The sequence below is a fragment of the Streptomyces wedmorensis genome, assembly GCF_000716445.1.
Classification (GTDB): domain Bacteria; phylum Actinomycetota; class Actinomycetes; order Streptomycetales; family Streptomycetaceae; genus Streptomyces; species Streptomyces wedmorensis.
Genome location: NZ_JNWK01000049.1, coordinates 60,609 through 74,135 on the forward strand (window position 1 = coordinate 60,609; position 13,527 = coordinate 74,135).

Here is a 13,527-nt window from a genome sequence, read left to right on the forward strand (position 1 = left end):
GTTCCGTACGGGACCGATCAGGCCAGCAGGGCCGGGATCGTCGCCTCGTGCGCCTCGCGCAGCTCCGCGAGGGAGAGCGTGAACTCGCCCTGCACGTCCACCGCGTCGCCGTCGACGACACCGATGCGGGTCGCCGGCAGACCCCGCGCACCGCACATGTCGGTGAAGCGGAGCTCCTCGCTGCGCGGGACGGCGACGACCGCACGGCCCGCCGACTCGCTGAAGAGGAACGTGAAGGCGTCCAGGCCCTCGGGGACGACCAGGCGCGCGCCGTTCCCGCCGCGCAGGCAGGACTCGACGACCGCCTGGACGAGACCGCCGTCGGACAGGTCGTGCGCCGCGTCGATCATGCCGTCGCGGGACGCCGAGATCAGGATCTCGCCGAGCAGCTTCTCGCGGTCGAGGTCCACGGCCGGCGGCATGCCGCCGAGGTGCTGGTGGATCACCTCGGACCAGGCCGAGCCGCCGAACTCCTCACGCGTGTCACCGAGCAGGTAGAGGAGCTGGCCCTCTTCCGCGAAGGCGATCGGCGTGCGGCGGTTCACGTCGTCGATCACACCGAGCACGGCCACGACCGGCGTCGGGTGGATCGCGGTCTCGCCCGTCTGGTTGTACAGGGAGACGTTGCCGCCGGTGACCGGGGTGCCCAGCTGGAGGCAGCCGTCCGCGAGGCCACGGGTGGCCTCGGCGAACTGCCACATCACGGCCGGGTCCTCGGGCGAACCGAAGTTCAGGCAGTCCGAGATGGCCAGCGGCTTCGCACCGGAGGCGGCGACGTTGCGGTACGCCTCCGCCAGCGCGAGCTGCGCGCCCGTGTACGGGTCGAGCTTGGCGTACCGGCCGTTGCCGTCGGTCGCCATGGCCACGCCGAGGTTGGTCTCCTCGTCGATGCGGACCATGCCCGCGTCCTCGGGCTGCGCCAGGACCGTGTTGCCCTGCACGAACCGGTCGTACTGGTCCGTGATCCAGGACTTCGAGGCCTGGTTCGGCGAGGAGACGAGCTTCAGGACCTGGTCCTTCAGCTCGGCGCCGTCCTGCGGCCGGGGCAGCTTGCCGGCGTCGTCGGCCTGGAGCGCGTCCTGCCACTCCGGGCGCGCGAACGGCCGGTGGTAGGTCGGGCCCTCGTGGGCGACGGAGCGCGGCGGCACGTCGACGATCTGCTCTCCGTGCCAGAAGATCTCCAGGCGCTCGCCGTCCGTCACCTCACCGATGACGACCGCGATGACGTCCCACTTCTCACAGATCTCCAGGAAGCGGTCGACGTGCTCGGGCTCGACGATCGCGCACATGCGCTCCTGCGACTCGCTCATGAGGATCTCCTCGGGCGAGAGCGTCGCGTCGCGCAGGTGGACCTTCTCGAGGTCGACCCGCATGCCGCCGGAGCCCGCGGAGGCCAGCTCGGACGTGGCGCAGGAGAGCCCGGCGCCGCCGAGGTCCTGGATGCCCGCGACGAGCTTCTCCTTGAAGATCTCCAGGGTGCACTCGATGAGGAGCTTCTCCTGGAACGGGTCGCCGACCTGGACGGCGGGGCGCTTGGTGGGCTTGGTGTCGTCGAAGGTCTCGGACGCGAGGACCGAGACGCCGCCGATGCCGTCGCCACCCGTGCGGGCGCCGTACAGGATGACCTTGTTGCCGGGGCCGGAGGCCTTGGCGAGGTGGATGTCCTCGTGCTTCATCACGCCGATGCAGCCGGCGTTGACGAGCGGGTTGCCCTGGTAGCAGGAGTCGAAGACGACTTCGCCGCCGATGTTGGGCAGGCCGAGGCAGTTGCCGTAGCCGCCGATGCCGGCGACGACACCGGGCAGCACGCGCTTGGTGTCGGGGTGGTCGGCCGCGCCGAAGCGCAGCGGGTCGACGACCGCGACCGGACGGGCACCCATGGCGAGGATGTCGCGGACGATGCCGCCGACGCCGGTGGCCGCGCCCTGGTAGGGCTCGATGTACGAGGGGTGGTTGTGCGACTCGACCTTGAAGGTGACCGCGTACCCCTGGCCGACGTCGACGACGCCGGCGTTCTCGCCGATGCCGACGAGCATGGCGTCGTTCTCGGGGACCTTCTCGCCGAACTGCTTCAGGTGGACCTTGCTGCTCTTGTAGGAGCAGTGCTCGGACCACATGACGGAGTACATGGCGAGCTCGGCGCCGGTGGGACGGCGGCCGAGGATCTCGCGGATGCGCGCGTACTCGTCCTCCTTGAGGCCGAGCTCCTTCCAGGGCTGCTCGCTGTCCGGCGTCTCGCTCGCGTGCTTGACGGTGTCGAGGCTCATCAGGCGTTGACCAGCTTCTTGAGGATCGAGGTGAAGAAACCGAGGCCGTCCGTCTTGCCGGTGCCGACCAGCGGCTCGACGGCGTGCTCGGGGTGCGGCATGAGGCCGACCACGTTGCCCGCGGCGTTGGTGATGCCCGCGATGTCGCGGAGCGAGCCGTTGGGGTTCATGTCCAGGTAGCGGAAGGCGACCCGCCCCTCGGCCTCCAGCTCGTCGAGCGTGCGCTCGTCGGCGACGTACCGGCCGTCCATGTTCTTGAGCGGGACCTCGATCTCCTGGCCCTGGACGTAGTCCGAGGTCCAGGCGGTCTCCGCGTTCTCCACCCGCAGCTTCTGGTCGCGGCAGATGAAGTGGAGGTGGTTGTTGCGCAGCATCGCGCCCGGCAGCAGATGGGCCTCGGTGAGGATCTGGAAGCCGTTGCAGATACCAAGGACGGGCATGCCCGCCTTCGCCTGCTCGATGATGCTCTCCATCACCGGCGAGAAGCGGGAGATGGCTCCGGCCCGCAGGTAGTCGCCGTAGGAGAAGCCACCGGCCAGGACCACGGCGTCGACCTGCTTGAGGTCCTTGTCGCGGTGCCAGAGCGAGACGGGTTCGGCGCCCGCGAGGCGGGCGGCGCGCAGCGCGTCCCGGTCGTCGAGCGTTCCGGGGAACGTGACGACGCCGATGCGTGCGGTCACGACTCCACCTTCACGATGAAGTCTTCGATCACGGTGTTGGCAAGGAAGGTTTCGGCCATCTCATGGATGCGGGCGAGGGCGGCGTCGTCGACCGGCCCCTCCACCTCCAGCTCGAAGCGCTTCCCCTGACGGACGTCGGCGATTCCGGCGAATCCCAGGCGGGGCAGTGCACGCTGCACCGCCTGCCCCTGAGGGTCGAGGATCTCCGGCTTGAGCATGACGTCGACTACGACGCGTGCCACTGGCACTCCCGGTGGTGTGTTGCGTGGGCGGTTCCCTCAGCGTACCTGCCTCCAAATTCTACGCGGGTAGAGATCTGAAGGATCCTACAAAAGACCGGTTCGAAGCGGCGTGGGTCACACGAACCACGCCCCCAGGCCGCCCGGACACTCCGGCGCAAAATTCGAGTGAAATATTGCGGACCGCAATGCACCGGGACACGCTGAAACAATTGACAGGGCTTCACAATGCGACGCCTGCCGCTGTACAAAGGAATCCAGAAGAAAGCAGCATTGTCCCGGCACAGCCGTACGGTCGGCATCGCAGCACGTCAGAGGCGTCACAAGCGTCCTCTCGACCTCGGCGGCCGCAGGAAAGGACCGATATCCGTGGCTCAGCGTGTGGTGGTCACTCTCTCCGACGACATCGACGGCGGAGAAGCGGCTGAAACGGTCGCGTTCGGCCTCGACGGGAAGATGTACGAGATCGACCTGAATGCTGCCAATGCAAAGAAACTCCGCAAGACCCTCGCGCCCTACCTCGCCGCCGGTCGCAAGCTTCCGGCCCGAGTAGCGGCCGGCCGGAGTCCCGCGGCCGACACGTTCACGCACACCGCGCTCGCCCCCGACCCGGCGGCGGTCCGCGCCTGGGCCCAGTCCAACAAGATGGACGTCCCCGCTCGCGGCCGGATCCCCAAGCGCGTCTACGAGGCCTTCCGCGCCGCGAGCTGAACGACGGACGGAGGGGCTCGGCGGGCCTCGCGCCGGGGTCCCGCCGAGCCGATTTGCATCGCACCCCCGATGATCCGGTAGAGTCTGGATCACGCCGAGGGGCGAGGCCGAAAAGCCAAGCCCCCAGCAGCGTGCGGGTGTAGTTCAGTAGCAGAACAGCCCCCTTCCAGGGGGAAGGCGCAGTGTGCAATTCCTGTCACCCGCTCTGCATCGCTTGACCGACCACGGTTGTGGATCAGGTAGAGTGGTGCTCGCACCGCCCAGTGAGAGCTGAGCGGCAGCAATGCGGACGTGGCTCAGTTGGTAGAGCATCACCTTGCCAAGGTGAGGGTCGCGAGTTCGAATCTCGTCGTCCGCTCAGGAAGTACGAAGGCCCCGGTTCTCAGGAACCGGGGCCTTCGTCGTACCCCCGGAGCGTGTGAAGGAACCCACACGGCGGAGTGTCACGAGCACTCCCGACGATGGGTATATAGTTAGCAGCGCGCTACGGCGCATGCGGACGTGGCTCAGTTGGTAGAGCATCACCTTGCCAAGGTGAGGGTCGCGAGTTCGAATCTCGTCGTCCGCTCCATGAAGAAGCCCCCGGTCGAATCGACCGGGGGCTTTCTCGTTGTCCTACCAGGTGGTCCCGGTCAGCAGCTCGTACGCCTCGATGTACTTGGCGCGGGTCGCGTCCACGATCTCCTGCGGGAGGGGCGGCGGCGGCTGCTCGCTCTTGCGGTCCCAGCCCGAGGCCGGCGAGGTCAGCCAGTTCCGCACGAACTGCTTGTCGTACGACGGCTGGGCGCGGCCCGGCTGCCACTGGTCGGCCGGCCAGAAGCGGGACGAGTCCGGGGTGAGGACCTCGTCGGCGAGGACGAGCCGGTCGCCGTCCGGGGTGCTCTCGAAGCCGAACTCGAACTTGGTGTCGGCCAGGATGATGCCCCGCTCGCGGGCGATGTCACGGGCCCGCCCGTACACGGCGAGGGTCCTCTGACGCAGCAGCGCGGCCGTCTCGGCGCCGACCTGACGGGCGACCTCCTCGTACGACACGTTCTCGTCGTGGTCGCCGACCGCGGCCTTCGTCGCCGGGGTGAAGATCGGGGCGGGCAGCTCGGAGCCGTCGCTCAGGCCCTCTGGAAGCGCGAGGCCGCAGACCGTGCGGGACTCGTCGTACTCGAGCAGGCCGGAGCCGGTGAGGTAGCCGCGGGCGACGCACTCGACCGGGACCATGTTCAGCGACTTGCAGATCAGCGTGCGGCCCTCCCAGTCGGCGGGGGCGCCGGCCGGCAGCTCGGTGGAGAGCACGTGGTTGGGGACCAGGTCGGCGAGCTTGTCGAACCACCACAGGGAGAGCCGGGTGAGGACCCGGCCCTTGTCGGGGATCTCCGTGGGCAGCACCCAGTCGTAGGCCGACATGCGGTCGCTCGCCACCATGACGAGGTCGCCGGCCTCGTTCCGGTACAGGTCGCGGACCTTGCCCGTGTGGAGATGGGTGAGGCCCGGGACCTGGACGGGCTCGGGCTTTTCTACGAATCCGGACACGGTTCCTCCGCGTAGGTTGATCCAGGAGCGAGTCCGATTCTCTCGCACACGCGGACGGACGCGACCGTCGGGCCCCGCGACCCCCTGCTCAGTCCCTCTTACAGATCCGGTCGAGGAGGTTGGCGGTGGCGCGCTGGACCCGGGTGTCGACATGGCCCGGCCGGTCCAGCGCCGGCGACCAGGCGAACGTCCCGGAGGCGAACACCCAGGCGCCCGAGGGAGCCCGGTAGAGACTCGTCTCCTGGTGGCGCAGCGCCCCCTCGCCGTCCCGGTACGGCGAGTGCGCGAGCAGGATGCGGCCCTGGTGCTCGGGGAGCGCGGTGCGCGGGAAGTAGCGGTCGGCCTCGCCCGCGACCATTCCCGGCAGCTCGTCGCCGTCACCGGCGCCGGTGGCCTCCCACAGCCAGTGCTCGGCGTTCCGCACGACCAGCGGGTGCGGTTCGGGCACCCGTCCCGCGTACTGGATGCCGAGGATCTGCTGCTCGGGCCGGTCGACCTCGCGCCAGAGCGCGGGCCGGCCGGGCCCACGCCGCTTCCGGCAGGTCAGGAGGCGGTCCGGCACCCCGGACGGCGAAGGACCCAGCTCCACCTGCCAGTACATGGTGTTGGCGGAGAGGAAGACCAGCGACGTGCCCTGGTCGCGGGCGAGTTCGGCGGTCCTGCGCATCGGCGCCGACCAGTACTCGTCGTGGCCCGGGAAGACCAGGCCCCGGTAGCGGCTCGGGTCTACGCGGCCCGCGTGCAGGTCGCGGGTCTCGGCGTACGCCAGGTCGTAGCCGTACCGCTCGGCCCAACGGATGAAGTCGTACGCGTGCCCCACGTGCAGCGGCAGGCCCGCGCCCGCGTACGGCCGGTCGAAGGAGACCGTGACGGCCGCCTCCTCCTCGCCGAGCAGCCGGCCGTCCTCGTCCCAGGCGTGGTAGAGGCTGGCACCGGTGTGACCGTCCTCCGGATACAGGTTGTACGCCTGCCAGGTCACGTCCGGGAGGACGAGCAGCAGATCGGCCGGGTGGTTGTCGCGGACCGTGAAGGGGATGTGCGAGCGGTAGCCGTCGGCGGTGGTCAGGACCGCCACGTACGCGCCGATCGACCAGTACGTGGGGACCTGCAACCGCCAGGACTGCCACCAGTGGTGACAGGACACCGTGCGGTCGGCGATCAGCGGCGGCGGCTGCACGATCCCGGAGAGGCGCGGGCTGGTGGTGATCTTCGCGGCGCCGTCGCCGCCGTAGTGCCCGATCCGATAGATGTCGACCGAGAACTGCTGCGGCGGGTCCACCGTGACGTGGAAGTCGATCGACTCGCCCGGCGCCACGGCCCCGTCCGACGCGAAGCCCTTGATCTGGCGACGGACGTCGTCGGCCGTCCGGGGGCCGCCCCTGCCGCCCCGGGCCAGGATCTCGTCCGCGTACCAGGGCACCATCTGGCCGGTGTCGTCGAAGTAGTTGTCCGAGCCGCGCAGCCAGGGCAGCGGACCCTGGCCGAAGGGATCGCTCACGGCGTGCGCGAGCGCGCCGGACTCCCACCGTCTGATCTGCTCAGCCCCCATGCTGCGTCCCTCCCTCGACTCCCCCGGTCGGCTGGCCTGCTTGTCGGCTTGTCGGCTGGTCGGTGCCGCTGGTTCTTGCCCTTGTCAGTGACGGTCTCCAGCACATCACATAACGCACGCACTCCGTCACCGTTCGTCGTGAATTGACGAGAGTGGAAGCCGGAGCTCCGGGACGGAGCCCTCCACGAGGGGCCTCAGACCAGGCGCACGGGCTTCTCCGGGCGCACCCCGGTGCGGGCCAGCCACACGCTCAGCGGTTCCGGATCGCCGTCCTCGACCAGGGCGAGGACCCGGAGGCCGAGGTCCGCCGCCCGCTCGCCGCCGACCAGCAGCGTCGGCCCGTCGAGCCAGTCGAGGCCCGGCACGGCCTCCGCGGTGTCCACCGCCGCACAGCAGACCATCGCGGTGACGTGGTCGGCGAGCAGGTCCCGGCCCGTACGGGGCGGCTGGAGCGGGAACAGCGGCAGGGGGCCGTCGGGGCCGCTGACCGCCACGGCCGCGGGCGCGGCCTTCCGGCTCTTCTCCGCGGAACGCGCGCTCTCGGCCGCCGCCGCGACCCGCGCCTCCCGCGCGGCCTCCTCCCGCACGAGGAGCGCGCTCAGCGCCCCGGCGAGCGCCTCGGCGGCGGGGTTCACGGGCTCGTCGTCGTCGAGGGCCCCCAGCTGATCGGCCCCCGTGACGTCGGCGGTGTCCGGGTCCGGGTCGACGGCACCGGTGCCGTCGAGCTCCGGGTGGGCAGGGCCGGTGACGTCGGCGGCGTCGGGCTCCGGGTCGGCGGGGCCGGGCGGGCGCTCCGTCGTCAGGTGGGCGATCACGCGGGTGAGGGTCGGGCCGACGGCGTCCGAGGCGGGGCCGGCCGCGGAGTCGGGGACGCCGAGGCCGTCGAGGACCTGGTGCAGGCGGGCGGCGTCGGTGCGCCACTTCCGGTCGACGACCTCCTCCGGGTACTGGCTCCACTCCACCGGCGACCAGTCCGGGCCGGCTTCGGCCGGGCCGCCGTGGAAGAGGCGGGCGGCGAGCAGCGAGGTGGCCTCGTCGACCGCGCCGGGCTCCTCCAGGAGGTCGCAGGCCGGGCGCTCGCCCAGCCGCGAGGAGAAGCCCTCCGCGAGCCGGTCGCGGCGGGAGAGCTCGGTGAGGGCGGAGACCACGCCCGCGTCGAGCTTGGCGGGCCAGCGGCCCATGCGCCAGGCGGGCAGCGCGACCCGGGTCAGGAGGCGGTCCCAGCCCGCGTACGCCAGGCCGACCTGCTCCTGGGCGACGATCCGCACGCCGTAGTCGACGGCCTGGGCGCGCTCCGAACCGGCGGCGGCGACCCCGCGCTCCATCTCGGCGGCGTGCCCGCGGCAGGCACGCAGCAGGACGCGGGCCATCCGGCCGACGCCGTGGGCGCCGAGCCTGCGGATCGGGTCGAGGCCGGGATCGTCGGGTACGGCGACGGCGGCGTCCAGGCCCCGCACGAAGCGGCGCGCGGCGGCTATGTCGGGCTGCGCGGCGGGGCCCGTACCGGCGACGACGGGGGCGAGGACGGCGCGCAGTTCGGCGACGCGCATCCACCACAGGAACGGCGAACCTATGACGAGCACGGGGGCGCCGTCGCCGCCGTGCGCCGTGCGCAGCGCGCGGTGGGCCCGGTGGGTGCGGTCCTCCAGCCAGCTGTCGCAGTCCGGCGTCAGGGCTATCCCGGCCGGGGCCGGGACGTCGAGCCGGTCGGCCAGGTCCCGGACGAGCCGGTACAGATCGGGGGCGGCGGTCTCGGCGAGTTCCACCGTCGGCGTCGCGGCCGGGCGGGCCCGGGCGACGACGAGGGCGACGGCCGTGGCGGCGAGGAGGACGAGGACCGCGAGGACGGTCACGACCCAGCGGGCCGTGTCCCAGGCCGGGCCGGTGAAGTGGCCGGTGACCCCGCCCGCGTACAGCACGACGGCCACCGCGGCGGGGATCACCGCGAGGCCCAGTGCCCTGCCGCGGACACGGAGGACGGCGAGGGCCCGGGAGTGCGCGGCGCGCGCACCCCACTCCTCGCCGACAACGGAACCGGTACCGGACACGCCGGCCATCACCCCCTCCTGCCCTCGTCGGGACTGCCTGTGGCGGTGTTGCTCACTCCCCCACTGTGGCACCCGCCACCGACATCGCAATGCCGGTGGGCCAAGTGCCGGAACGCCTTCGCCGCACCCTAGTTGGGGCGTTGGCGAGCGTCATCCGTATGGCCGAGCCGTCACTCGATGGAATGGCTTTGGGTAAAGGTGATGGCGCTCAAGTGGCCGTGTGGTTCACAGGTTCTGCACCACACGGCCACAAGAGGAATCGCACGGGATCCGGCCGAATCAGGCCTCTGCGGCCTTCCGCGCGATGTCCGTGCGGTGCTGCGAGCCGTCAAGGCGGATACGGCCGACCGCCGCGTACGCCCGCTCGCGGGCCTGCGCCAGATCCGTTCCGGTCGCGGTGACCGAGAGGACGCGGCCCCCCGCGCTGACGACCTTTCCGTCGTCCAGCTTCGTCCCCGCGTGGAGCACGTACGCGTGCGGGGCGTCCTGCGCCGCGACCTCGTCGAGACCCTCGATCGGGTCGCCCGTGCGCGGGGTGTCCGGGTAGTTGTGGGAGGCGACGACCACGGTGACCGCGGCGTCGTCGGACCAGTTCAGCGGGGCCTGGTCGGCCAGGGTGCCGTTGGCGGAGTTCAGCAGGACACCGGCGAGCGGGGTCTTCAGACGCGCCAGGACCACCTGCGTCTCGGGGTCGCCGAAGCGCGCGTTGAACTCGATGACCCGCACGCCGCGGCTGGTGATCGCCAGACCCGCGTACAGCAGGCCGGAGAACGGCGTGCCACGGCGGCGCAGCTCGTCGACCGTCGGCTGGAGGACGGTTCCCAGGACCTCCTCGACCAGCTTCGGGTCGGCCCAGGGCAGCGGCGAGTAGGCGCCCATGCCGCCGGTGTTCGGGCCCTCGTCCCCGTCGAGCGCGCGCTTGAAGTCCTGCGCGGGCTGGAGCGGGAGGACGGTGGTGCCGTCGGTGATCGCGAAGAGGGAGACCTCGGGGCCGTCGAGGTACTCCTCGATGACGACCCGGTCACAGGCGAGCGCGTGCGCCCGCGCCTGCTCGACGTCCCCGGTCACGACGACGCCCTTGCCGGCGGCGAGACCGTCGTCCTTGACCACGTACGGAGCGCCGAACGCGTCGAGCGCCTCGTCGATCTCCTCGGGCGTGGTGCAGACGTAGCTGCGGGCGGTGGGCACGCCCGCGCCGGCCATGACGTCCTTGGCGAAGGCCTTGGAGCCTTCGAGGAGCGCCGCCTCCTGGGACGGGCCGAAGACGGGGATGCCGACCGCGCGGACGGCGTCGGCGACACCCGCGACGAGCGGGGCCTCCGGGCCGACGACGACGAGTTCGGCGCCGAGCTCGGTGGCGAGGCGCGCGACGGCGTCGCCGTCCAGCTGGTCGACGGGGTGCAGCTCGGCGACCTCCGCGATTCCGGCGTTGCCGGGCGCGCAGTGCAGAGCGGTGACGTCGGGATCGAGGGAGAGAGAGCGGCACAGGGCGTGTTCGCGGGCGCCGCCGCCGATGACGAGGACCTTCACGCCAGCCAGAGTAGCCCGCTGGCCGGGATGCCCCTTGTGCGGGCCACCGAGCGAGACGCCCCTACTCGTTCGTGTATTCCTCCACAACGGTGGCTCCGAGCTCGCGCACGATCAGGTCGTGCCCCGACAGCGCGGAGTCGACGAGGTCCGGGTCGTCCTCCTCCGGCACGTCGTCCTCGGGCGCCACCGGCTGCGGCGCCGGCGGGCTGTACGCGGGCGCGGGGGCCTGCGCCGGAGCCGCCGCCTGCGGGAACGCCGACGGGGCCGACTGCGCCTGTACGGGAGCGGGCGACGGCGTCTGCTGGAAGGCCGGCGCGGGCGGCTGGAAGTTCTGGGCGGGCGCGGCGGGCCGGCCGCCGCCGAAGCCCCCGGTACCGCCGGAGCCGCCGAAGCCGGTCGCGGCGGGCGGCGGCGTGGCTCCGCCCGAGGGGTCGATGATCGCCTCGACCTTCCAGTTCACGTTGAACTGCTCGGCGAGGGCCTGCTTCAGGACCTCCTCGCTGCCGCTGCTCGCGAAGTTGTCGCGCGCCCCGGCGTTGAGGAAGCCGAGCTGGAGCGTGGTGCCGTCGAAGCCGGCGACCTGCGCGTTCTGACTGAGCAGGATCCAGGTGAACCGGCGCCGGTTCTTCACCGCGTCCAGGATCTGCGGCCACAGGTTCCGCACCTGCGCCGTGTCCCCGCCGCCTCCCCCGGCCGCCGGAGCCGGCTGCGCCTGTACGGGCGCGGGCGCGGCCGGAGCCGCCGCCTGCGCCGCCGGCACGGCCGGGGCCGAGGCACCGGGCCAGGCGCCGGGCGCACCGCTGCCGGGCGCGGCGGCCCCCGGCCAGGCCCCGGGACGCGGCGCGGCGGGCTGCGCCTGCACGGGAGCGGGCGGCGGGGCCTGCTGGAAGTCCGGGGCGGGCGCGGCCTGCACGGCCGCCGCCGGTGCCGCTTGCACGGGAGCCGCTTGCACGGGGGCCGGCGGGGCCAGCGGGGGCGGCGCCATCGGCGTGTGGGCGTCGGGGCCGGGCACGTACCCCATGGCGGGCGCCGGCGGTCCGGGCGTGAAGACGGGCGCGGGCGCCGCGGCGGCCCCGCGCTCCAGCCGGTCGAGCCTCGCCTGGAGCGAACGCTCGTCGTCGAAGGCGGCGGGCAGCAGCACGCGCGCGCAGATCAGCTCCAGCTGGAGCCGGGGCGACGTGGCGCCCCGCATCTCCGTCAGCCCCGTGTTGACGAGGTCCGCCGCCCGGCTGAGCTCCGCCGCGCCGAAGACCGACGCCTGGGCCTGCATCCGCTCGATCACGTCGACGGGGGCGTCGATGAGCCCCTTCTCCGCGGCGTCCGGCACGGCCGCCAGGATCACCAGGTCCCGCAACCGCTCCAGGAGGTCGGCGACGAACCTGCGCGGGTCGTTGCCCCCCTCGATGACCCGGTCGACCACCTCGAAGGCCGCGGCCCCGTCTCCGGAGGCGAACGAGTCGACCACCGAGTCGAGCAGCGAGCCGTCCGTGTATCCGAGCAGCGAGGTCGCCATGGCGTACGTCACACCGTCGTCGGTGGCACCCGCCAGCAGCTGGTCCATCACCGACATCGAGTCACGCACGGACCCGGCGCCGGCCCGCACGACGAGCGGCAACACGCCGTCCGCGACCGGAATGCCCTCCTGCCCGCACACCTCGCCCAGGTAGTCCCGCAGCGTGCCCGGCGGCACCAGCCGGAACGGGTAGTGGTGCGTCCGCGACCGGATCGTCCCGATGACCTTCTCGGGCTCCGTCGTGGCGAAGATGAACTTGAGGTGCTCCGGCGGCTCCTCCACCACCTTCAGGAGCGCGTTGAACCCCGCCGACGTGACCATGTGGGCCTCGTCGATGATGTAGATCTTGTACCGGCTCGACGCCGGCCCGAAGAACGCCTTCTCCCGCAGGTCACGCGCGTCGTCCACACCACCGTGCGACGCCGCGTCGATCTCGATCACGTCGATCGACCCCGGCCCGTTCCTCGCCAGGTCACGGCACGACTGACACTCCCCGCACGGCGTCGGCGTCGGCCCCTGCTCGCAGTTCAGACACCGTGCCAGGATCCGCGCACTCGTCGTCTTTCCACAGCCACGCGGCCCACTGAACAGGTACGCGTGATTGACCCGGTTGTTCCGCAGCGCCTGCTGCAGCGGGTCAGTGACATGCTCCTGCCCGATGACCTCGGCGAAGGACTCCGGGCGATAGCGGCGGTACAGCGCGAGAGACGACACATGTACGAGGTTATAGGCGCCCACCGACAACCCGGGAAAAACCGCCACCGGCCACCTGCCGCCCCCGCCCAGGCGCCGGCCGGGCCCACCCTCCGGACGCCCGCACCCCCGAGAACGCAAGCGCCCCCCACGCACCTGCCAGAGCCGACCTACCCTTGCTGCCTTCCGGCCCTGGGGGAGTTCAGTCAGATAGCACCGCGTGAGGGGCTCCGCCCAGCGTACCCGATCCCCGGACCCCTCCGTGCCCCCCATCCCAACCCGGATCCCAGGCGGACCCCAGCCGGATCCCAGGCGGACCCCAGCCGGATCCCAGCCGGATCCCACGCGCACCCCATTGCCGATCCCAACCCGGACCCCAACCGGATTCCCACCCGCGCACCACCGCCGATCCCGCCCCGGATCCCACCCGCACCCCCACCACCGATCCCCACCCGGATTCGGTCCCGGGGCCTCTCGTCGCGATCACGTTCGCGAGCACCCCTCAACGTCTTGTATTGTTTGCGGCGGAGGATTCGCCTAGAGGCCTAGGGCGCACGCTTGGAAAGCGTGTTGGGGGCAACCCCTCACGAGTTCGAATCTCGTATCCTCCGCCACGGCTGAACAGCCGAAACGAAGGTCCCGACCGCAGCGCGGTCGGGACCTTCGTCGTTCCGTGGTCCCAGTTCCAGTCTCGCTTGTCTCGGGCATTCACGACATCTCGTACGGCGCCAGGATCGCCCGCACTCCAGCCCCATCGACAACCCGCCCTCTGC

At 71.7% G+C, this 13,527-nt stretch carries 9 protein-coding genes, 4 tRNA genes and 1 other RNA gene; 5 read left to right on the plus strand and 9 right to left on the minus strand.

Features of this window, described 5'->3' with window-relative positions:
• Positions 1 to 17: 17 nt before the first annotated feature.
• Genes purL through purS form a run of 3 tightly spaced genes read right to left on the minus strand, consistent with a single transcriptional unit; the run spans position 18 to position 3,189 of the window.
• Complete coding sequence (gene purL / locus OO54_RS30945; RefSeq protein WP_033208953.1) at positions 18 to 2,267, minus strand: phosphoribosylformylglycinamidine synthase subunit PurL; 2,250 nt, start codon at positions 2,265 to 2,267, stop codon at positions 18 to 20.
• The gene (gene purQ, locus OO54_RS30950; RefSeq protein ID WP_017240565.1) at positions 2,267 to 2,947 is read right to left on the minus strand and encodes a phosphoribosylformylglycinamidine synthase subunit PurQ; all 681 of its coding nucleotides are present in this window, start codon (positions 2,945 to 2,947) and stop codon (positions 2,267 to 2,269) included. The genes purL and purQ overlap by 1 nt, the downstream gene beginning before the upstream one ends.
• The gene (purS, locus tag OO54_RS30955) at positions 2,944 to 3,189 is read right to left on the minus strand and encodes a phosphoribosylformylglycinamidine synthase subunit PurS (protein ID WP_017240564.1); all 246 of its coding nucleotides are present in this window, start codon (positions 3,187 to 3,189) and stop codon (positions 2,944 to 2,946) included. The genes purQ and purS overlap by 4 nt, the downstream gene beginning before the upstream one ends.
• Positions 3,190 to 3,555: 366 nt before the next feature.
• On the opposite strand from purS, the gene OO54_RS30960 reads away from it, so the two are divergent.
• The 4 genes from OO54_RS30960 (at position 3,556) to OO54_RS30975 (ending at position 4,468) form a co-directional block, all read left to right on the plus strand.
• On the plus strand, positions 3,556 to 3,897 hold the full coding sequence (locus OO54_RS30960; RefSeq protein WP_033208955.1) for a histone-like nucleoid-structuring protein Lsr2: 342 nt from the start codon (positions 3,556 to 3,558) through the stop codon (positions 3,895 to 3,897).
• A 133-nt stretch (positions 3,898 to 4,030) separates the two neighbouring features.
• Positions 4,031 to 4,102: transfer RNA gene (locus tag OO54_RS30965), tRNA-Gly, on the plus strand.
• An 80-nt stretch (positions 4,103 to 4,182) separates the two neighbouring features.
• Positions 4,183 to 4,255: transfer RNA gene (locus OO54_RS30970), tRNA-Gly, on the plus strand.
• 137 nt (positions 4,256 to 4,392) lie between these two features.
• Positions 4,393 to 4,468: transfer RNA gene (locus tag OO54_RS30975), tRNA-Gly, on the plus strand.
• A 44-nt stretch (positions 4,469 to 4,512) separates the two neighbouring features.
• On the opposite strand, the gene OO54_RS30980 is transcribed toward OO54_RS30975, so the two are convergent.
• The 6 genes from OO54_RS30980 to ffs form a co-directional block, all read right to left on the minus strand.
• Positions 4,513 to 5,421 (minus strand): phosphoribosylaminoimidazolesuccinocarboxamide synthase, encoded by a 909-nt coding sequence (locus OO54_RS30980; protein WP_033208957.1) that lies wholly within the window; start codon positions 5,419 to 5,421, stop codon positions 4,513 to 4,515.
• A gap of 88 nt (positions 5,422 to 5,509) precedes the next feature.
• Positions 5,510 to 6,970, minus strand: a complete 1,461-nt coding sequence (locus tag OO54_RS30985; protein ID WP_033208959.1) for a N,N-dimethylformamidase beta subunit family domain-containing protein — start codon at positions 6,968 to 6,970, stop codon at positions 5,510 to 5,512.
• Positions 6,971 to 7,164: 194 nt separating this feature from the next.
• On the minus strand, positions 7,165 to 9,027 hold the full coding sequence (locus OO54_RS30990; protein WP_033208961.1) for a membrane protein: 1,863 nt from the start codon (positions 9,025 to 9,027) through the stop codon (positions 7,165 to 7,167).
• A gap of 270 nt (positions 9,028 to 9,297) precedes the next feature.
• On the minus strand, positions 9,298 to 10,548 hold the full coding sequence (gene purD, locus OO54_RS30995) for a phosphoribosylamine--glycine ligase (RefSeq protein ID WP_033208963.1): 1,251 nt from the start codon (positions 10,546 to 10,548) through the stop codon (positions 9,298 to 9,300).
• 61 nt (positions 10,549 to 10,609) lie between these two features.
• A complete protein-coding gene (locus OO54_RS31000) occupies positions 10,610 to 12,775 on the minus strand; it encodes a DNA polymerase III subunit gamma and tau (protein WP_033208965.1) in 2,166 nt (721 codons plus the stop codon).
• A gap of 113 nt (positions 12,776 to 12,888) precedes the next feature.
• An RNA gene (ffs, locus tag OO54_RS43090) (signal recognition particle sRNA small type) lies at positions 12,889 to 12,987 on the minus strand.
• A gap of 293 nt (positions 12,988 to 13,280) precedes the next feature.
• On the opposite strand from ffs, the gene OO54_RS31005 reads away from it, so the two are divergent.
• Positions 13,281 to 13,368 (plus strand) — tRNA-Ser (locus OO54_RS31005).
• Positions 13,369 to 13,527 lie beyond the last annotated feature (159 nt).

Excerpts from the sequence above, each read along its gene's own strand:
- purL (WP_033208953.1), bottom strand. The coding sequence starts at position 2,267 with ATGAGCCTCGACACCGTCAAGCACGCGAGCGAGACGCCGGACAGCGAG.
- OO54_RS30985 (WP_033208959.1), bottom strand. The coding sequence starts at position 6,970 with ATGGGGGCTGAGCAGATCAGACGGTGGGAGTCCGGCGCGCTCGCGCAC.
- OO54_RS30990 (WP_033208961.1), bottom strand. The coding sequence starts at position 9,027 with ATGGCCGGCGTGTCCGGTACCGGTTCCGTTGTCGGCGAGGAGTGGGGT.